At 46.6% G+C, this 19,750-nt stretch carries 19 protein-coding genes, 6 tRNA genes, 1 pseudogene and 1 riboswitch; of the genes and pseudogenes, 20 read left to right on the top strand and 6 right to left on the bottom strand.

Features of this window, described 5'->3' with window-relative positions; translation table 11 throughout:
• Positions 1-119 precede the first annotated feature (119 nt).
• The 6 genes and pseudogenes from MHB46_RS07800 (at position 120) to MHB46_RS07775 (ending at position 6,860) form a co-directional block, all read left to right on the top strand.
• Positions 120-681 (top strand): annotated as a pseudogene (locus MHB46_RS07800) (LysE family translocator).
• 110 nt (positions 682-791) lie between these two features.
• On the top strand, positions 792-2,069 hold the full coding sequence (locus MHB46_RS07795) for an outer membrane lipoprotein-sorting protein (RefSeq protein WP_341162011.1): 1,278 nt from the start codon (positions 792-794) through the stop codon (positions 2,067-2,069).
• 259 nt (positions 2,070-2,328) lie between these two features.
• The gene (alr, locus tag MHB46_RS07790) at positions 2,329-3,525 is read left to right on the top strand and encodes an alanine racemase (protein ID WP_165176342.1); all 1,197 of its coding nucleotides are present in this window, start codon (positions 2,329-2,331) and stop codon (positions 3,523-3,525) included.
• 294 nt (positions 3,526-3,819) lie between these two features.
• Positions 3,820-4,101: a CopG family ribbon-helix-helix protein gene (locus MHB46_RS07785; protein ID WP_007429334.1), complete on the top strand. Its 282-nt coding sequence runs from the start codon at positions 3,820-3,822 to the stop codon at positions 4,099-4,101.
• A gap of 6 nt (positions 4,102-4,107) precedes the next feature.
• A complete protein-coding gene (locus MHB46_RS07780; protein ID WP_007429335.1) occupies positions 4,108-4,458 on the top strand; it encodes a type II toxin-antitoxin system PemK/MazF family toxin in 351 nt (116 codons plus the stop codon).
• Positions 4,459-4,637: 179 nt separating this feature from the next.
• Positions 4,638-6,860: a Tex family protein gene (locus MHB46_RS07775; protein ID WP_341162010.1), complete on the top strand. Its 2,223-nt coding sequence runs from the start codon at positions 4,638-4,640 to the stop codon at positions 6,858-6,860.
• A gap of 105 nt (positions 6,861-6,965) precedes the next feature.
• On the opposite strand, the gene cmpA is transcribed toward MHB46_RS07775, so the two are convergent.
• Complete coding sequence (gene cmpA, locus MHB46_RS07770) at positions 6,966-7,100, bottom strand: cortex morphogenetic protein CmpA (RefSeq protein WP_007429337.1); 135 nt, start codon at positions 7,098-7,100, stop codon at positions 6,966-6,968.
• Positions 7,101-7,244: 144 nt separating this feature from the next.
• Here cmpA and MHB46_RS07765 point away from each other — a divergent pair, with 144 nt between their 5' ends.
• The 3 genes from MHB46_RS07765 to MHB46_RS07755 all read left to right on the top strand — a co-directional run bounded on the left by MHB46_RS07765 (position 7,245) and on the right by MHB46_RS07755 (position 7,979).
• Positions 7,245-7,769: a SprT family protein gene (locus MHB46_RS07765; RefSeq protein ID WP_341162009.1), complete on the top strand. Its 525-nt coding sequence runs from the start codon at positions 7,245-7,247 to the stop codon at positions 7,767-7,769.
• Between the two features lie 44 nt (positions 7,770-7,813).
• A tRNA-Asn gene (locus MHB46_RS07760) sits at positions 7,814-7,889 on the top strand.
• Position 7,890: 1 nt separating this feature from the next.
• Positions 7,891-7,979 (top strand) — tRNA-Ser (locus tag MHB46_RS07755).
• 177 nt (positions 7,980-8,156) lie between these two features.
• Here MHB46_RS07755 and MHB46_RS07750 read toward each other — a convergent pair.
• Complete coding sequence (locus MHB46_RS07750; RefSeq protein WP_341162008.1) at positions 8,157-9,032, bottom strand: Cof-type HAD-IIB family hydrolase; 876 nt, start codon at positions 9,030-9,032, stop codon at positions 8,157-8,159.
• Positions 9,033-9,101: 69 nt separating this feature from the next.
• On the bottom strand, positions 9,102-9,863 hold the full coding sequence (locus MHB46_RS07745) for a DeoR/GlpR family DNA-binding transcription regulator (RefSeq protein WP_341162007.1): 762 nt from the start codon (positions 9,861-9,863) through the stop codon (positions 9,102-9,104).
• Positions 9,864-10,107: 244 nt separating this feature from the next.
• Between MHB46_RS07745 and MHB46_RS07740 the strand changes: the two genes are divergently transcribed.
• The 6 genes from MHB46_RS07740 to MHB46_RS07715 all read left to right on the top strand — a co-directional run bounded on the left by MHB46_RS07740 (position 10,108) and on the right by MHB46_RS07715 (position 12,095).
• Positions 10,108-10,179, top strand: a tRNA-Glu gene (locus MHB46_RS07740).
• An 86-nt stretch (positions 10,180-10,265) separates the two neighbouring features.
• Positions 10,266-10,341 (top strand) — tRNA-Lys (locus MHB46_RS07735).
• A 15-nt stretch (positions 10,342-10,356) separates the two neighbouring features.
• Positions 10,357-10,439: transfer RNA gene (locus MHB46_RS07730), tRNA-Leu, on the top strand.
• Between the two features lie 163 nt (positions 10,440-10,602).
• Complete coding sequence (locus MHB46_RS07725; protein ID WP_053324898.1) at positions 10,603-11,058, top strand: MarR family winged helix-turn-helix transcriptional regulator; 456 nt, start codon at positions 10,603-10,605, stop codon at positions 11,056-11,058.
• Between the two features lie 185 nt (positions 11,059-11,243).
• Positions 11,244-11,618 carry a helix-turn-helix domain-containing protein gene (locus tag MHB46_RS07720; protein WP_023987599.1) on the top strand — a complete coding sequence of 125 codons (375 nt, stop codon included), beginning with the start codon at positions 11,244-11,246 and terminating at the stop codon, positions 11,616-11,618.
• A gap of 93 nt (positions 11,619-11,711) precedes the next feature.
• Entirely contained in the window at positions 11,712-12,095 is a 384-nt protein-coding gene (locus tag MHB46_RS07715; RefSeq protein ID WP_013309253.1) for a helix-turn-helix domain-containing protein, read from the top strand.
• 124 nt (positions 12,096-12,219) lie between these two features.
• On the opposite strand, the gene MHB46_RS07710 is transcribed toward MHB46_RS07715, so the two are convergent.
• Positions 12,220-12,441, bottom strand: coding sequence for a Rha family transcriptional regulator (locus tag MHB46_RS07710; protein ID WP_023987600.1), 222 nt, complete (start codon positions 12,439-12,441; stop codon positions 12,220-12,222).
• A gap of 296 nt (positions 12,442-12,737) precedes the next feature.
• Positions 12,738-13,463 (bottom strand): urease accessory protein UreF, encoded by a 726-nt coding sequence (locus MHB46_RS07705; RefSeq protein WP_341162006.1) that lies wholly within the window; start codon positions 13,461-13,463, stop codon positions 12,738-12,740.
• 262 nt (positions 13,464-13,725) lie between these two features.
• Here MHB46_RS07705 and MHB46_RS07700 point away from each other — a divergent pair.
• Positions 13,726-13,808: transfer RNA gene (locus MHB46_RS07700), tRNA-Leu, on the top strand.
• Between the two features lie 145 nt (positions 13,809-13,953).
• Here the strand turns inward: MHB46_RS07700 and MHB46_RS07695 are convergent.
• Complete coding sequence (locus MHB46_RS07695) at positions 13,954-14,439, bottom strand: glutathione peroxidase (RefSeq protein ID WP_103048853.1); 486 nt, start codon at positions 14,437-14,439, stop codon at positions 13,954-13,956.
• Positions 14,440-14,905: 466 nt separating this feature from the next.
• A riboswitch (cyclic di-AMP (ydaO/yuaA leader) is annotated at positions 14,906-15,078 on the top strand.
• A 115-nt stretch (positions 15,079-15,193) separates the two neighbouring features.
• Between MHB46_RS07695 and MHB46_RS07690 the strand changes: the two genes are divergently transcribed.
• The 4 genes from MHB46_RS07690 to kdpB all read left to right on the top strand — a co-directional run bounded on the left by MHB46_RS07690 (position 15,194) and on the right by kdpB (position 19,746).
• Positions 15,194-15,589, top strand: coding sequence for a hypothetical protein (locus MHB46_RS07690; protein ID WP_165176324.1), 396 nt, complete (start codon positions 15,194-15,196; stop codon positions 15,587-15,589).
• A 183-nt stretch (positions 15,590-15,772) separates the two neighbouring features.
• Positions 15,773-15,850: a potassium-transporting ATPase subunit F gene (locus MHB46_RS26215; RefSeq protein WP_071559652.1), complete on the top strand. Its 78-nt coding sequence runs from the start codon at positions 15,773-15,775 to the stop codon at positions 15,848-15,850.
• A gap of 151 nt (positions 15,851-16,001) precedes the next feature.
• Positions 16,002-17,678, top strand: a complete 1,677-nt coding sequence (kdpA, locus tag MHB46_RS07685; protein ID WP_250258949.1) for a potassium-transporting ATPase subunit KdpA — start codon at positions 16,002-16,004, stop codon at positions 17,676-17,678.
• A 37-nt stretch (positions 17,679-17,715) separates the two neighbouring features.
• Positions 17,716-19,746, top strand: coding sequence for a potassium-transporting ATPase subunit KdpB (gene kdpB, locus MHB46_RS07680; protein ID WP_341162005.1), 2,031 nt, complete (start codon positions 17,716-17,718; stop codon positions 19,744-19,746).
• Positions 19,747-19,750 lie beyond the last annotated feature (4 nt).

The raw sequence follows: 19,750 nt of genomic DNA, 5'->3' as shown, positions 1-19,750 counted from the left end.
GGTTTGTACAGCTTTAGAGGCCCCAGTTCAAGTCTGTTCCAGGGTGGAGTTAAGTCTATTGATTACTATTTTTTCATGATATAGAATGAACTTTTTATACTTTTGAAAGGGGTTCAAAAATGGCATTGTTTATTACATATGTTTTACTTGGCTTCTCCATAGCACTACCTGTAGGTACAATTACGGTTGAAATGACGAAGCAGGGACTGAAAAATGGGTTCATGCATGGATGGGTTGTCGGCCTCGGAGGAACAAGTGATTATGTGGTTCGTTGGAGCCCTTTTTTTGTGCTACGTAGGGTACGACAGCATTAAAAATGCAGATCATGATATTGCGCTGGAAGGAGAGAAAAAGACGAAATCATTATTTTCTTCCTATAAAAATGGGCTGCTCGTAGCTGTTTCACCGGGGAATTTAGTGTTCTGGGTGAGTGTTTTTCGGACTATGCTGGCAAGTTCATTTGATCGGTCAAATACAAGTCAGTTCTTGATTGTTGGCTTAGGTATTTTGTTTGGTATTCTTATCCATGATTTAGGCTTAATGGCCCTTGTTGCGACAACACGAAAAGCGATGAATCGAACCGCCATCAAGTGGGTCACGATCAGTGCTGGTGTGGTCTTGATCGGTTTTTCTTTTTATTTCCTGTATGAATTTATTGTCACTCTCCAAAAGATTTTATAGCATTACGCAAGGATACGCGCAAGCTTGTCATGCCAGTCTGCATAAATCGAACAAGTTCTTCATAGACATGTACTAATTCATTTAAAACATGTGCTGAAGGGGTTGATGACATGCGCCGGATTTCATGGATGCTTGCCATGGTCATGTGTGTAACGCTGCTGCTGGCCGGGTGCGGCAAGAAGAGCGCGGACGATGTGGTTAAAGATTTGAGTGACGTGGTGAGCGACCTGAACAGCTACCACGGTACAGCTTTGATGACGCTGCATACCGGCGACACGCCGCAGGAATACAAGGTGGATATTTCCTACCGCAAGCCGTCCTATTACCGAATTGCCATGACGAACGAGAAAAAGGATGTTACGCAAATTGTGCTTCGTAATGATGAGGGTGTATTTGTACTGACACCCAGCCTGAACAAAAGCTTCCGTTTCAAAAGCGACTGGCCAAACAATCAGGGTCAAGTATATTTATATGAAACGTTGGTTCGCAGCATTATCGGCGATGCCTCCCGTCAGTTGGCTACCGACGATAAATCCTATGTGTTTGATGTGGCAGCGAATTACAACAGCCATGCGCTGGTGAGACAAAAGATATGGCTGTCCAAAAATGACTATGCACCGACTCAGGTACAGGTGTCTGATGCGAATGCCAAGGTAGTTGTTGATCTGAAATTCGATCAATTTGCTTTTGATACGAAGTTTGACAAGGACTCTTTTGATATGGAGCGGAACATGGCTTCAGGTAAGACGAGTACGGGTAGCGAAGGGGCGCCATCTTCCGGAGCAGTGGAGCCCAGCGGTCAGCTTGATCCTTCCGGTGCGATAGATGGGACGACTGGCGTGACGTCTGGCGAACCCGGACAAGAGCAGGGAACAGCAGGGGATGCAGTCCAGCAGCCGTCAGGGGAAGCGAAGGTGGACGGTACTGCCACAAATGATACGTCCAAACCGGACGCAGCAGCCAACGCAGATGCGCAGCAACAAACCCCGGGCACATCGGATGCCGCAAACGGAACGTCAGCGGGAACAGATGCGGCAGAAGCTGTGATGGGTGAGTTCGGCTTAATCGAACCATCCTACACGCCAGCCGGAGTACAGATCAAGGATACGCCGGAGCTGGAGGATAATGGTACACATGCCGTGATGCTGCGGTATAGTGGAACGTATAATTATACCATTGTGGAGGCGCGCCCAAAAGATCGGGCAGTCGCACTAGCCGCAGGCGAACTGGTTGATATTGGAGGAAGCTTTGCCGTTCTGACCGGAAGCGAACAGCAGACGATGACCTGGATGAATGACGGAATCGAGTTCAGAATCACCAGTGCTGACCTGCCTGTAAGCGAAATGATACAAATTGCCGCTTCTATACAGGATCAATCGGGTAAATAAAACTTTATAGACGGATGCAGACGGTCTAGAGTGTAAAAATGCTCTGCTGCCGCCCGTATCCGTCTTTTGTTCATTCGCGGTCTAGGATGTGCACCGCTTGTATGTCGTGTTCATTGTAGAGGATGCTGGCAAACTTCTCCTGCCATTTGACAGCCACGTTTTTGAACATTACCATTAACCTTTGGAAGCAAGAACTTTGCCACACTCCGAATGGTAAAAGGTTATGTTACAGGCTAACAATTGAAGAAGGTGACTGGATTTGCAAGCACAATACAGATCGACCCGGGCCGAAATCAACCTGGATCACCTTGGCGCCAACTATGAGGCTTTTCGCAAGGCATTGCCAGCGGATAAGCTGATACTGGTCTGTGTCAAGGCTAATGCCTACGGACACGGCGCCGTGGAAATTTCAAAGGAATTGGAACGCCTTGGTGCGGATTATTTGAGCGTCGCTTTTCTGGATGAAGCGTTGGAGCTTCGTCATGCAGGGGTTCAGCTACCAATTCTAGTACTTGGTTACACCTCACCGGAAGCTGTGCAAACGGCTTGGGATCATGATATCTCATTGACAGTGTTCAGTGAGGAAGTGCTGGAGGGTATCCGCAGACTGGACCGCCAAGGAAACGAACGCAAGTTGAAGGTGCACATCAAAATAGACAGCGGCATGGGAAGACTGGGTTTGCTGCCTGGAGAAGAGGCTATGGCTTTTGTCCGGCAGGCTCACGAATTAGAGCAAGTGCTGCTGGAAGGCATGTACACCCATTTTGCCCGCGCGGATGAAGAAGACAAAAGCTATACACTGCTACAATATGATCGGTTTCGGGGCGTGGCGGAAGCGCTAAGGGAACAAGGTATCACCATTCCCATTATACATACGGCCAACAGCGCCGCTACCATTGATACCCCTTCTCTTTCCCCCAATATGGTGCGGATTGGTATCAGTATATACGGTCTGTACCCGTCTGATGAGGTTAACCGGCAAGCCATTGAACTGCTGCCTGTATTGTCATTGAAGACGGCGGTGGTTTATACCAAGACGCTTCCTCCCGGCTGGGGAGTTAGCTATGGCACCCGGTATGTGACTTCCAGTGAAGAACGGATCGGTACACTGCCAATCGGCTATGCGGATGGATACTCCCGCATGCTGAGTGGGAAGATCGAAGTATTGATACGCGGTCGCCGCGTCCCGGTACTCGGCACGATTTGCATGGACCAGTGTATGGTATCCTTACAATCTTTCGCAGAAGATGCGGAAGAAATCCAAACCGGCGAAGAGGTTGTTCTCATCGGTCAGCAGTCCGGCGAAACTATCGCGGCGGATGAGCTGGCATCCAAGCTTGGTACGATCCACTATGAGGTGATCTGCATGATCGCAGACAGGGTACCGCGTGTATACACACGAGGTCATGTTCCTGTTGTTCGAGTGAACTCGCTTCTTCCAACCCGCTGGAATTAATTTCATAACGCAAATTACCGAATAAAAGCAGGAGTTTTCGCAGAACGTCCCGAAATATGATACAAAGGAAAGAAAAGAGCGCTATAACTGTCAAAAGACGCATCAGGCTCCGCTGACACTTGTATTTCGGGGATCAAACGCCTGTACGAAAACGAACTGCGTAGTTTATAATGGAATGCAGCATAGATGATATACGAATATCATATACATTCTCTTGTATTCCGTTTGAATAAATTACCGGGAATAACGTTATAATGGTACAATGGCGACAAGGTTTTGGGGGTGGAAGAGAAGTTGGCCAATTTGCAGAACACCAAAAGAATAATGATCAGTTTGCCAGATCATCTCTTGCAGGAAGTGGACGGGATCGTAGCTATGGAAAATTCCAACCGCAGTGAATTTATTAGGCAGGCCATGAAGCTGTATGTAGGCGAACGTAAAAAACGTTACATTCGTGAAGCTATGCAGCGTGGATACATGGAAATGGCTAAAATTAACTTAACCATGGCATCCGAAGCCTTTCACGCGGAGGAAGATGCAAACAGCACCTTGGGCCGTACAGTTAGCGGGGTGTAATCCATATTGATCGTAAAGCGCGGCGACGTTTTTTTTGCAGACCTTTCACCCGTAGTCGGTTCCGAGCAAGGTGGCGTCAGACCTGTGCTGATCATTCAAAATGATATCGGCAACCGGTTTAGTCCTACTGTGATCGTAGCAGCCATCACCGCCCAGATTCAGAAGGCAAAGCTGCCTACACACGTGGAAATCGACGCGGCGACGCATGGCTTTGATCGTGATTCTGTTGTTCTTCTGGAGCAAATTCGGACGATCGACAAGCAAAGGCTTACCGACAAAATCACCCATTTAGATGAAGAAACCATGCGCAAAGTGAGCGATTCGCTACAAATCAGTCTCGGTTTGATTGATTTTTAGCGTGATGGAACGACGAGTGAAACGGGAAAAGGGCAGCGCTTGGGCGCTGTCCTTTTGTGTGTCCGATGAAAAATGCAGGTAGGGCTTGCTTTAACGTCACCTGCTGGCGCTTTGAATCATTTTTTGTGATAATGAAAGACATGGTGTAAGACAAGAGCTGTGAGGAAGAAGGGATAGGTTTGTCTAACGAGGAAACGAAGACGGAAATCCGGCAGGAGCCGAACGAAGCAGAACGCCAAGAGCGGATTGTCAAACAAGTGGCGAGAGAGCTGTCGCTGGCACTCAAGCAAATCCGGACAACGATCAGTTTGTTGGATGAAGGGAATACAATTCCTTTTATCGCGCGTTATCGTAAGGAAATGACAGGAGAGCTGGATGAAAATCAGCTGCGTGAAATTGAAGATCGTGTGGTGTATTTGCGTAATCTGGAGGATCGTAAGGTAGAGGTCATCCGCATTATTGATGAGCAGGGCAAGCTGACGGAAGACCTGCAGGCTGCTATCACCTCTGCGGTTAAACTTCAGGAAGTGGAGGATCTGTACCGTCCGTATCGGCAAAAGCGCAAAACCCGCGCCAGTGTAGCAAAGGAACGGGGACTGGAGCCGCTCTCTATCTGGATCTGGAGCCAGCCGAAGCAGGGCGATGCTCTGAAAGAAGCCGAGTCTTATGTAAATGCGGAACTGGGAGTGGACAGCGCCGAGGCGGCCATCCAAGGAGCCTTGGATATTTTAGCTGAAAATATAGCGGATGATGCGGCTATTCGCCAATGGGTACGCCGATATACGCTGGACCATGGTATGTTGACCTCCGAAGCGAAGGACGCGGAGCAAGAATCCGTGTATGAGAACTACTACAGCTATCGTGAGCTCGCTAAGAAAATGCCACCTCACCGTATTCTGGCGATTAATCGCGGAGAGCGGGAAGGCATTCTTAAGGTTGGTCTGGAGGTAGTGCCAGATTCCATCTACAATTACGTGGCAGGTCAAGTGATTAAAGGATCGTCTGTCGTGCAAGATCTGCTCCGCAGTGTCATCGAGGATGCGTACAAAAGACTTATCGCGCCGTCTATCGAGCGTGAAGTGCGCGCTGAAATGACGGAGAAGGGCGAGCAGCAGGCCATCTCCATCTTTGCAGGCAACTTGCGCAGTCTGTTGCTACAGGCTCCGATCAAGGGCCGACGTGTGCTCGGTGTCGATCCGGCCTATCGGACAGGCTGTAAGCTGGCGGTTGTCGATGACACCGGCAAGCTGCTGGAAGTGGCAGTGACGTATCCGACACCGCCGAACAACAAGAAGCGCGAGGCTGCTGAAAAGTTCAAGCAGCTGATTGCCAAATACAGGATTGAATTGATTGTCATTGGTAACGGAACCGCTTCGCGCGAGACAGAGCAATTCGTAGCGGAAGTCATCGCGGACATTGGTGACAGCAGTCTAGCATATCTGATCGTCAATGAGGCGGGCGCGAGCGTATACTCTGCCTCCAAGCTGGCACAGGAGGAATTTCCCGATTTGGACGTGGCCGAGCGCAGTGCGGCTTCCATCGCACGTCGTGTTCAGGACCCGCTGGCTGAGTTGGTCAAGATTGAGCCGAAGGCTATTGGTGTAGGCCAATACCAGCATGATGTGTCGCAGAAACATCTGGATGAAAGCTTAAAGGACGTTGTCGAATCAGCCGTTAACCATGTCGGTGTGGATGTGAACACGGCTTCCTCTGCGCTGTTATCCTATGTAGCAGGGATCAACGCGACGATTGCCAAAAACATCGTTAAGTACCGTGAGGAAAACGGAAAATTCAGCAACCGTCGTCAGTTGCAGAAGGTGCCGCGTCTTGGTGCAAAAACCTACGAGCAATCTGTAGGCTTTATCCGTATACCGGGTGGAGAAAATCCGCTGGACCGCACACCGATTCACCCTGAATCTTATGCTGTCGTAGACCGCCTGTTGGCGGAATTGAACATTAGCGCTCACGATCTGGGTACTAAGACTGCAATGGAAGCACTGAGCGTGTCCAACATTGACGAATTGGCTGCGAAGCTGGAAGTCGGCGTGCCGACACTGAAGGATATTCTGGACAGCCTCCAGCGTCCGGGCCGTGACCCGCGTGACGAGCTGCCGTTGCCTGTATTCCGCAAGGATGTGCTGAAGATCGAGGATCTGGCACCGGGTATGGAGCTTCAGGGAACCGTCCGCAATGTCATTGATTTCGGCGCGTTTGTCGATATCGGTATTAAAAGTGACGGGTTGGTTCATATTTCACAGCTGCGCAGTGGCTTCGTAAAGCATCCGATGGATGTCGTATCTGTCGGTGATAACGTAACGGTGTGGGTGTTGAATGTTGATTTGAAAAAAGGCAGGGTTGGTCTGACGATGAAACCTCCTGCAGAGGCGCAATCGCAGGCATAATACTTTAAATAAAGCTGTACAACCTTCTTGTGCAGGTATAATAAAAGCCGGAATCTCCGAACTGCATCGGAGCTTCCGGCTTTCATTTTTGGATGCCTTTAGCTTTCACCCGTTGTTGGCATCGAACTCCACGCCAGGTGCTTTATGATAAAAAAACCAACAATCGTTCAACAGTTTAATTTGGCGCCGGTCCTTTTTGTAAAAGGCCCGCATGAGCTGGTTGCTGAGCCATTGAGGCAAGCCGATCTCCTCCTCTGCGTTACATCTGTATGTTTAGCATATGGGGTGGGTACCTAAAGTGTGCTTATGAATTGGGGGTTAGACTTCGGTCGTTATTTTATAATATGCTTGTCAGTAAGGAGCAAAGGAGGGGAGACCGTTAGAATGGAGTCCAAGTCCCTGAGCGATTCAATGAACCATTCAATGAACCGTTCTATGAGTAATGAAGAGCTTCAAGAATGGGTAGAGCGCATTTCGCTGGAGAGCTTCGGCGTGCCGTTTCGACATCAAGCCACCTTTAATGCGCGCCTGTCTTCCACAGGTGGTAGGTATTTTATGAAAAGTCATCATATTGAAATTAATCCACATCAACTCGCAGCTTACGGACGTTCTGAGGTGGAGAAAATTATTAAGCATGAGCTGTGCCATTATCATTTGCATTTGCGCGGGATGGGCTATCAGCATCGAGATGCTGACTTCAAAGCATGGCTGGCCCGTGTAGGAGGAAGCAGGCATTGTCAGACTCTGCCGGGAAGAACGGAACGTAAGCCTCAGCCTTATCGTTACAAGCTAGTATGCGTTTCCTGTAAACAGGAGTATATGCGCAAGCGTAAGATGAATCCTCAGCGGTATCGCTGTGGGAAATGTGGAGGGAAGCTTCGCCTGTTGGCACTTGACGGCACCCCCTGAATCATGGTAAATTAACCATACTGTAAGATAATTTACAGTAATGTTCCCTGATAGCTCAGTTGGTAGAGCACTCGACTGTTAATCGAGTTGTCACAGGTTCGAGTCCTGTTCGGGGAGCCATGGAGAGGTACCCAAGTGGCTATAAGGGGACCCTCTGCTAAGGGGTTAGGCTGCGAAAGCGGTGCGAGGGTTCGAATCCCTCTCTCTCCGTTGGTATTTTAAGTAGAAAAAGGACGCTCGTATGCATTGTAATGATGCTTGCGAGCGTCCTTTTCGTCTATATCTGCTTTGAGAATAACGGTGGACTGAAATCGTTTAAATGAAGAGGGGACGTGCTGCGTACAGCATGAAGCGGCGTTAGCCTGTCTTGTACGCAGCCAATGACTTCTATTTCACGGTGTCAGCCTCGACTGTCTTGAGTATGTTCAACAGAGCATGAGCGACGCCATCTTCCGCATTAGTCAGAGTCACTTGGGAGCAGACGGCCTTGATGTCGTCTTTTGCATTGCCCATGGCAATGCCTGTTCCTGCCATCGTCAGCATGGAGATATCATTGTAGCTGTCCCCAATCGCTACGGCTTCCTGCATGGGAATGCTCAAATGATTCGCCAGATAACGCAATGCATTACCTTTAGACGCATCCCTATGCTCGACTTCAAAGTTACGGTCTGAAGAGATGACCATGTTCAGGCCCTGAGAATCTCGGTAACGCTCACGGCCCCGCTCTAATTTGGCTTGATCAAAGGAGAAACAGAGCACGTTATAAATCTCTACATCCAGTGGAATGTCCTCATATGAAGCGATCCGGGTATGTCCAGTCTGTTCATATTGTTTTTCAGCTGCATGTAATAAAGTATCCAGCGAAATATCCGGGTTGGCACTCAGCAAGCGGTCCATTTCAACAGCAAGTAGCTGATGTCCGTTTTGTGGAGAATAAATAGCGCGGTCTGTCATGACCTCATAGTAAAAGTCGTTGTCATGCAGCCAACTCAGCACTTCAAACGTTTCACTGCGGCCCATAGGAGTAGAGGTTAACTGACGACGATGCACATCGTGTACGGTTGCACCGTTTGCTCCAATGACTGGAGTTATAAGCTCTGCTTCCTCTAGCTTCGTCCAGGCGTCATAAGCGGCTCTACCAGTGGCAATTGTCACCTGAACGCCTTGCTGCTGTGCTTGGCGTATAGCCTCCGCGTTCACTTTGCTTATTTTTCCTTCCTCGTTCAGCAGTGTTCCATCCATATCAATCGCAAACAGTTTCATTTCTCTCCAACTCCTGTCTTTCGATATCTCTGTGATAAATCTTGAGTTCTAGCTAAGCAGTTTCATATTTTATGAGGGTACAACAACTTCAACATCATAATGTTGCAAAATTTCCAGCATCGCTGGTTCTGGCAATCTGTCGGTGATCACGATATTAACTTCAGACAGATCGGCAAAACGATATGGAAAATTGATTCCGAATTTCGAATGGTCCGCAAGGATGATCACCTGATCTGCCTGCTTCATCATCTGATGCTTCAGCATACCGTCTTCTTCATGAATCAGGCTTAGTCCGTGGGCAGATATACCACCAATCCCGATAAAGGCTTTGTCTACAAAATAGTGAGACAAAGTGGCGATCACGGAGGAACCATATACATATCGGTGTTCTTTTTGCAGGCGGCCTCCCAACAGATGTATGGAGACACCGTCTTTTCCAGATAGCACGTCAGCCTGATTGATTGAATTGGTGATGACCGAACATTCCTGCACATTCAGTCTTTCTGCACACGCCTGTACGGTGGTAGAGGAATCCAATATAATACGATCCTTATCTCGTACCATGCTGGCAGCCAGCTGTCCGATCACTTGTTTCTCCTCGGATACAGTAAGTAGTCTTTCGTTATAATTTCCAATTGGATCGTGATGCAGTGTAGGGATAAGAGCGCCGCCGCGGGTGCGAATAATTTTTTGATGTTCTTCAAGTTTTACGAGGTCTCGACGCGCCGTATCTCGTGAAACATTAAAAAATTCACAAATATCATCCACCGAAATACGTTTATGAAGCTGTAAGTAATCAACGATTTTTAACATTCGTTCTTCCTGATACATAGAAAGCTCCTCTGATATATAATTATTTCGGTATCTTGTAAGTGATTATAAGTAAATACAAGTGATATTGCAATCATTTATCGCTGTTTTCAGGATTTTAATGATTTGGGATAAGTGATTGTAAGTTAATATGCATTTTGTACTTATAAAAACTGCTTTTTTAAAAATTTTAGAAATAAGTATTGCCATTCGTTATTCTATTTGATATACTCTTTCTTGTCGCCAAGTTGGCGCATAATAATAAGGCCCGTTGGTCAAGGGGTTAAGACACCTCCCTTTCACGGAGGTAACAGGGGTTCGAATCCCCTACGGGTCATTGTTGTCTTTATAGACTACATGTTGCATGCTTAAGGGAAATTCCTGAGGTCTGGTCTAATGGCGGACAGCTTGGATGAACAGCATGAGCCATTAGCTCAGTTGGTAGAGCACCTGACTTTTAATCAGGGTGTCGAAGGTTCGAGTCCTTCATGGCTCACCATTTATATTTTGTTATGCGGTCGTGGTGGAATGGCAGACACGCTATCTTGAGGGGGTAGTGAGCGTACGCTCGTGGAGGTTCGAGTCCTCTCGACCGCATCAATGGAATAAACGGAAAAGTCTCTCGCGGTAGAGGCTTTTTTTATTTGTGTAGTGATGTAATAAAGTAATGATTATGATGAAATAATGATTCCATAGTATAATATAATGCCATAATGTTATAGAATGATAAGTATAAACTTATGAAGTGACGGTGAAAAATATGGACACTCAACTGTTAGGAAATATATCAGAAAATATTTTGGGCTTGTTTCCGATTGTGAAGAAGAAATTTTTCACCTACGGTCCGCTCGATTTACCATTACACTTGTCGCCTAATAACTTTCAGGTATTACTGCTTCTGCGTGAGGTGCGCTTGTCTACGGTATCTGATTTATCCAAACAGCTCAATGTCTCACGTCCGAACATGACTCCTCTTCTGGACAAACTGGTGGAGCATGGGTTGGCTGACCGCCAGTCGTGTGATTCGGATCGCAGAGTCGTGAATGTGGCGATTACACAGGAAGGCGATGCTTTTTGTGAACAGGTATTTCATACCTTCTCCAATAAAATTCAAGAAAGACTGGTGTATCTGCCAGAAGAAGATTTATTGCATCTGAGTGAAACTTTGAATGAATTGAAGCATATCTTACTTAAAATCGACAACGCTGCTACGTGATTGGCGTAAGTGAACTGGCTTAAAGACCGCCCTTTCTTCGGAAAACAGGCGGTTTTTGTTGCGTGTTGTGGTATAATGGAAACCAACATACATAATTCGGTAATTTTAGCATACGTGATCTTTGAAATGGGAACAGAGAACATGATATCGTTATTTGAGAGCCTGCTAGGGAGGAAGGAACTTCTATGCAATCTATTTACCATCGCATTGAGGAACTCATCAAGGAACGGGGAATGACGAAAAAGGCGTTCTGCCAGCAGTTAGGCATTAGTACAGGGAACTTCGGGGATTGGAAAAGAGGAAAAACGACGCCGGGCACGAATAAACTCATTGAAATCGCTTCTTTTTTTGATGCCAGTCTGGATTGGATTATGCTGGGTCGAGATGTACAGGGTGAGGTGCTGAAGGAGTCGCAAGACCCTTATTTTTTTGACGCTTCAGGGCAACTGAATTGCCAGGAGGAACCGCTAAGTGAGGCGGAAAGAAATTTTATACTTGAGTATATTGAATTTACCCGCTTTCGTAAAGAGAAAAACCAGCGCAATTCTACTATGGGGTAATGGTTGCTTAGGATTTGATGAGGATTACTAATGAGTAAGGCTGAAAAATGAAAATTATTTCAGAAAAAGTTACTGTGTCGGAGGGGAAACATTTTGGGAGATCAAACTATTTATCAGCGGATTGAAGCTTTGATTAAGGATCGCGGAATGACCAAGAAGGCATTTTGCGAAAAACTTAAAATCAGTTCAGGGAATCTCGGTGATTGGAGAAGAGGTAAAACAACGCCGGGTACCACCCATTTGATTCAGATTTCGGACTTTTTTAATGTATCGCTTGATTGGTTAATGAAAGGGATTAAGCCAGGGGAAGGCGTACTTCAGGAGCAGAAGGCTGCTTATTTTTTTGGAGTGATGGGGCCACTGAATTGCCAGGCAGAAGATCTTGAGACGGAAGAACAGAATTTTATTTTAGAATATGTTGAATTTGCGAAATACCGTAAGCAAAAAAGTGAGAAGGATAAAACAAAGCCGGAATAATTTTTTGGCTAAAGATCGTCTGGGTTGAAAACCCGTAAACGAACTGGAGGGGTTCGCTTTACGGGTTTATTTGGTTTCTTGGTGATATGGAATGACCTATATGTAACTGGAATGCTTGTTGGGTTTAGAGTGGCGGTGCCTCCTTATAATCGTTATCGTCGATGTTCAGAATTGCAGAAACTTGTTTTCTGTACCTTTGTGCTTTGCGGGTGCCGTGAATCAGATTGGACAAGCGTGAGGGCGGAATATTGTGTGTCTCACAAAATGTTTTCTGATCCAGTCGAAGTTCGACAAGCCGTTGTTTGATGGCCCACCCGAAGGAGGTGACAGGCATTTTGTTGTTCAAGAGAAATCGCCCCTTACGGATTCTTGCGGAATAATTGGTGTGTTATAATAATCATCAGTAAACATGTTAGAATTAACCATCTGACACTATGATACACTTTTATACGTGTTTTTACAATCGTAAATGCGTCTTTTTGTTGAATTAATTACTTAATTAAGTGCTAGGTGGTTCTGATAATCTGTCTAGAGTCTGCTAATGGTGTGAATTGCGATTATATGTGGATAAAAAACACTCTGCCACCTGAGGAAAGGGACAGAGTGTTTTTCGTGTTGTGACCACATTGGCGAAACGACGCATCAGGGGGATGCTGGAAGGCGTTTGAATAGACCTGGGGAGGAAGACAGTCTAGGTTCATCCAAGCTCATATAAAGAGGTAGAGTGATGTAGGAGCTGGACCAATGTCTGTGAAGAAAGCGACGCTGAGATGCAGTTGGCTCAGGTTGGTTAAGCTTCTTCCAGGCAGAGAGCAGCTCGCTTGTCATACGTTCCATAAGAGGGTTCTTTTCCTCATAAGGAGGATTGAGTAGTTTGAAGGCATCTTCCACACAGAAGGACACCGCTGCGCTAAGATAGCCGTGAACGGTCTGTTCTACATCGTTTCCGAGGAGGAAGTTAATCCAGGTGTGAACGGTAGCGAGTGTGCCAATCGCATTGTATTGAATGAGTATGGATTCCAACTGGTCAAATTCAAGCCAAGGATAAAGAGCCTTAGCGAGCTTGAGTAGACGCTGACCGGATAGACGAAACTCCTTCACATGCTGCAAGGAGGGACGTTGGGTATGCAGCATCTTATCGATGAGAGCGATCCGCCAACTGTCATTCTGCTGGATGGCGACATACAGACTTTTGATAGCCATGCCGTCAACGGTTGTACATTGAGGATACAAATCATCCAGCATGTAATGTTCCAGGTCTTGTAGACTGTTCAAATGTCCGCTGCGGAATAGTTTCTCCAGTTCGTTAAAACGGGTGAAGCCACCAACAGGTAGGGAAGGGTCCAACAATAATGCATAGTTCAGCAAGCGGTTGCCTTTATGCAGGGCGGTTCGCCTCCTCGAAGTGAATCCTTATGTTATGTTATTTTACTCTTTACTTGGGGGGACGAAAGATATTCGAAATATATGTAATATATATTTACATTTAAGTAGCTTTTGTGTCAAATTAAATATTCTTATCGCTCATATATGTTAGTTAAAATAACATATAAAATAATTATTATATTTTTGTTTACAAATAGTTGATGAGAGAGTATAATAAATCTGTTGCCTCATTACATTATGATTTGCGGTCGTGGTGGAATGGCAGACACGCTATCTTGAGGGGGTAGTGGGCGTACGCCCGTGGAGGTTCGAGTCCTCTCGACCGCATTATATGCAAGACCTAGTTAAAAAAGCATCCTGACACGATTTACGTGAAGGGATGCTTTTTTTGTTAAGCATTTTTCGTTATATTCTTTAGCCACGGAAGCCACGGTTGCAACAGGTCGTTTATTAACTGTGATAATGAAGAATGTCAGTTTTGCTGCAAAAGCTTCTCTATATCTCCCGCCAGCTTATCTGGAGTGGTTTGCGGTGCATAGCGCTTAAATACGTTACCTTCTCTTGTAATTAAGAATTTAGTAAAATTCCATTTGATCGCTTTGGACCCTAACACCCCCGGAGCTGTTTGGGTCAGGTAGCGAAATAAGGGGTGTGCTTGATCGCCATTGACATCTGTTTTGGCGAACATCGGAAAGGTAACCCCATAATTGATCTGGCAAAACTCGGAAATCTCCTCGCTGGAACCTGGCTCTTGTTTGGCAAACTGATTGCTGGGAAATCCCAAAATCTCGAGCCCCTGTTCATGGTACTGGTCATATAGCTCTTGTAGCGCTTTGTATTGGGGGGTTAACCCACATTTGCTGGCAGTGTTCACGATAAGCAGAACGTTCCCTTCATATGTGGATAACGGAATTTGTTTCCCTTGCAGGGTTTGCGCATCATATTCATAAACGGTCATAGTATCTCTCCTTATTCAATATTCAACAATTAAATTGTAAGCAATTAAAAACAAGGTTGCAAGTCTGGAAAAGCTGTATCAAGCCTTTAGCCGCTGTAAAATCGTATTTTGTTTAAAACAGTAAATCGCACCGCAAATGAAGCGAATTAAGGTGTTTCTTCTTATAAAAGAGGGTTCAATCGGTGTTTAGCTGGTACATATAGCGTATTTTCTTCTCTTTTTACAAAAAATGGCCAAAAACGCTTTACCCTACGCCAATATTGACATGCTTGTCATTTTCAAAAAGGGATGAAAAACAGAGATTGGAGGAGCTGTGAGAAGCATAATTGCATTGTAAGCGTTATTATTAATCTTCTATGCTCTAAAGGCCGATTTATAACCCTGCAGTTGAGCTTTACAGTCTTCCATGCGCGGGTGTATGATTCAAGACGTAATTTCAAATTAACTTGAATGAAGCAACAACGAAATGTCTATAGCGCTGAATTTTGCAGTTGCAAAAGCGGGGGAACCAATCGAGACTGTACGGCTTCGGAAGCCATGTGTCTCATGGGGTGAATTTTCCGGTCAAGTGCCAGAAATAGGGCGACTCTCACGTCCGAATCCGACAGCTAACCTCGTAAGCGTACAGGGAGAGGCAACAAACCGCCGTGTGCAGCCATGGTTTATTTTATCATGGATATGTCAGAAGCCGGAGGAAAGCCTTTTTCCTTCGGCTTCTTTTTGTTGTCTTTTTATACCGGGAGAGGAGCTACTGATGGAAGGTCGGTTAATTATTGTCACTGCACCGAATGAAGCGGGCAGAAGTTTTGTGAAATTGCTTATTTACAAAAAATTGGCGTTTGCAGTTCTGACGAATAGCGCCCAGGAGGAACGACAGCTCAAAAAAATGGGTGTGGAGCACATTGTCCGCATCAATACCATGCAAGCGGGAAAATGGAATTTTCCAAAAAAAGAAATTGGTAGTGTGTATTTGTTCGAGAACAGCTTGAATCTGACTTGCCGTTTCCTACAAATATGTCGACCACTAACATCGGAATCGATCTATGTTATTACACACGGCTGTAATCCACAAGGAATTTATCGGGGATTGGGAGCGGACCATGTGATCTACACATTGAACGGAGAGGTGGGTTTTCTGCTGAACGGATAAGCACTTATAACATAGTTGTTTTATGATTTTATGATGAAATAAGAATGGCGATCTGAAGACCGATACGGAGGGTATAAACATGATGGATATATACATGCTGCTCGTCATGGCTGTGAGTTATGGAGTGATACTGCTGTTTGTACGCTGGTGTGATGCGCAGACCTCTAAAGGAGGACGAAGAGGATGATCGTTATACTCGGGCTTACGGCTATTGTGTTTATGTATTTAATCTACGCACTCCTGAACCCTGAAAAGTTCTAGTCACTGGTAGGGATAGAGCGGGCGGGAACAACAGATCTGAACATTAAAGCATCATAGGTAGCAGGTTTTCGCAAACGTGTGCACACAATTGGTGCTCTGGAAGCAGGTCTGTTGTTCCAAACGCAGGAGCATTTTGAAGGAGGAATAAAGGATGGAGCTGCTTCAAATTGGAATTGTGATCGTTATATTGCTGCTCTTGGTAAAGCCAATGGGTACATATATGTATCATGTATTCTCGAATGAACCCAATCGGACGGATCGGATTTTTGGCAGAACAGAAAAGCTGATTTATAAGGTAGTAGGCTTGAAGAAAGTGGAGAGCATGCGTTGGACTACGTATGTTATGAGTTTCATTGCTACGAACGCCGTGCTTGTGGCAATCAGCTACTTGCTGTTGCGTTTACAGGGAATGCTTCCCGGTAATCCGGCTGGAAACAGTAATATGGAAGCATCACTAGCTTTTAATACGGTAATCAGCTTTATGACGAATACGAATCTCCAACATTATAGCGGAGAAAGCGGGCTTACGTATCTGACACAGATGGCGTTCGTCACGATGATGATGTTCACTTCGGCTGCTTCCGGTTTTGCGGTTGCTGCGGCTTTTATGAGGGGATTGACGCGGCGCGGTGAAGGGATGGGCAATTTCTTTCAAGATTTTATTAAAGCCATTATAAGAATTTTCCTGCCGCTGGCCTTTGTGCTTACGCTGGTGCTGGTTGGATTGAAGGTACCACAGACGCTTCAGCCTACGGCGGATCTTACGACGCTGAGCGGAACACAACAGCAAATTTCTATGGGACCCATTGCTTCTCTGGAGTCCATCAAGCATTTGGGGACAAACGGGGGCGGATATGCGGGAGCTAACTCTGCGCATCCTTTTGAAAATCCAAGTCCTTGGACGAACGTGCTGGAAATTTTGGCAATGTGGGTAATGCCGGCTTCGTTGCCGTATACCTTTGGATTGTTTGCCCGTAATCGTAAGCAGGGCTGGATTATTTTTAGCTCCATGATGGTATTGTTTCTAATTTTTCTATCCATTACGTACGTGTCTGAAAAGACAGGTAATCCGTTAATCCAGACACTGGGTGTGGATGCTTCTCAGGGAAGCATGGAAGGGAAAGAGGTTCGTTTCGGCATTGGACAATCGGCTTTATTCACTGCGGTCACAACAGCGGCAACGACAGGTTCGGTCAATAATATGCATGATACACTAACCCCGCTGGGTGGCATGGCTGCTTTGGGAGAAATGATGCTAAACGTCATTTTTGGCGGCAAGGGTGTCGGGCTGATGAATATGCTGATGTATGCGATTCTGGGTGTGTTTATATGCGGACTGATGGTCGGGAGAACTCCGGAATTTATGGGAAGGAAAATTGAAGGCAAGGAAATGAAGCTGATCGCGATTGCCATTTTGGTACATCCGTTTCTTATTCTCGCCCCAACTGCGCTTGCGTTTATGAGTCATTGGGGATATGATGCGGTCACTAACCCTGGCTATCACGGGTTGACTCAGGTGCTCTATGAATATGCGTCATCTGCTGCAAATAACGGTTCGGGATTTGAAGGTCTCTCGGATAACAACACATTCTGGAACGTGACAACGGGGATGGTTATGTTCTTCGGACGATATGTATCTATGATTGCATTGTTGGCTGTGGCGGCTTCGTTGAATGCCAAAGCACCGACTCCGGTGACGACGGGGACACTGCGCACGGACAACAAGTTATTTGGAGCCATTCTGATCGGGGTCGTGCTGCTTATTGGTGCGTTGACCTTTTTACCCGTTATCGTATTGGGACCTGTTGCTGAATTTTTGACCATGTGAAGAAGAAAATGAGAATGGATGAACGGGGTGTTTGATCATGAAGGAACAACGCAAACACATGCTGGACAGAAGCATCTTGAAGCATGCGATCAAGGATAGCTTTATAAAATTAAATCCGATGATTATGATGAAAAATCCTGTCATGTTCGTCGTGGAGATCGGTACATTGGTCGTGCTGCTCATGTTACTGTTTCCTGGTTATTTTGGAACTGGCAAGGAAATGGGCTTTAACCTGGCCGTGTTTGTTATTCTGTTGTTTACGTTGCTTTTTGCTAATTTTGCCGAAGCGCTCGCGGAGGGGCGGGGTAAGGCACAAGCTGCCTCTTTAAAAAAATCCAAGCAGGATACGCAAGCTAACAAACTCATCGGAAATGACATTCAGGTGGTTAGCTCAACCGAATTGCGTAAGGGGGACGTGGTTATTGTCTCCCAGGGCGAAATGATCCCAAGCGATGGTGAGGTCATTGAAGGTCTGGCTTCGGTGGATGAATCTGCAATTACGGGCGAATCGGCTCCGGTCATCAAGGAATCGGGTGGTGACTTTTGCTCGGTAACCGGCGGGACGCGAGTGGTCAGTGACCGGATTAAGGTGCGGATTACGACAGAGCCGGGCGAGACATTTATTGATAAAATGATTTCGCTCGTGGAAGGCGCACAGCGGCAAAAAACGCCGAATGAGATTGCACTGAACACTTTGCTGATTAGCTTAACGATTATTTTTCTAATTGTAGTGGTTACGCTAGCGCCGATTGCCCGTCATTTTAACATTGATTTGCCTGTTCCTGTGCTGATTTCGTTGCTAGTCTGTCTGATTCCAACCACGATTGGAGGACTGCTGTCAGCCATCGGGATTGCCGGTATGGACCGGGTCACCCAGTTTAATGTGCTGGCCATGTCAGGCAAGGCGGTAGAAGCTTCTGGGGATATCAACACGATGATTTTGGATAAAACAGGTACAATCACCTTCGGGAACCGAATGGCGAGTGAATTCGTGCCTGTAGAGGGCGTGGAGAAGGCAAAGTTAGTGAAGTGGGCAGCGATTAGCTCTATGAAGGATGAGACGCCGGAGGGTCGCTCGGTTCTCGAATTGATGCGCAAACAGGAGCATACGTTGGATGCATCCTTGGCAGCAGGTGGAACCTTTATCGAATTCAAGGCGGAGACCCGGATGAGTGGTCTGGATCTGGCCGATGGACGAAAGGTACGCAAAGGCGCGGTGGATTCTGTTCGGCAATGGATCGTATCGCAAAACGGCAGTGTTCCAGCCGATCTGGAGGAAAAAGCGAATCAGGTAGCCTCTGAAGGAGGTACACCGCTGGCAGTCGCGCTAGATGATCAGATATACGGTATTATTTATTTAAAGGATACAGTGAAGCCAGGCATGAAGGAACGGTTTGATCAGCTCCGGGAAATGGGTATCCGTACGATCATGTGTACCGGAGATAATCCGTTGACAGCAGCTACAATTGCACGAGAAGCGGGAGTGGACGACTTTGTAGCTGAGAGCAAGCCGGAGGACAAAATCGCGGTTATCCGACGTGAGCAGGAACAGGGTAAGCTGGTTGCTATGACCGGAGACGGTACCAATGATGCACCTGCGCTGGCGCAAGCGGATGTCGGTCTTGCCATGAATAGCGGCACAGTCGCGGCCAAAGAAGCAGCTAATATGGTGGACCTGGATTCCGATCCGTCCAAAATTATTGAGGTGGTCGCGATCGGCAAGCAGCTGCTTATGACGCGCGGAGCATTGACAACGTTCAGCATTGCGAACGATGTTGCCAAATATTTTGCCATCATCCCGGCGATGTTCATGCTGGCCATTCCACAAATGGGCGCTTTGAACGTCATGGGGCTTGGCTCCCCGCTGTCCGCTATTTTGTCGGCGCTGATCTTTAACGCGGTTATTATTCCGCTTCTGATTCCGCTGGCCATGAAGGGCGTGAAGTATAAGCCGATGAGCTCGGATCGCCTGCTGGGACGGAATTTGCTGATTTACGGTCTGGGCGGTATGGTCGTACCGTTTGTCGGCATTAAGGCCATTGATTTGCTGGTGCATTTGTGGATTTAGCGCA

It is taken from the genome of Paenibacillus sp. FSL H7-0703, assembly GCF_038003485.1.
GTDB lineage: Bacteria > Bacillota > Bacilli > Paenibacillales > Paenibacillaceae > Paenibacillus > Paenibacillus polymyxa_B.
Note: the sequence above shows the minus strand (reverse complement) of the source record. Positions and strands in the feature narration are given on the sequence as shown.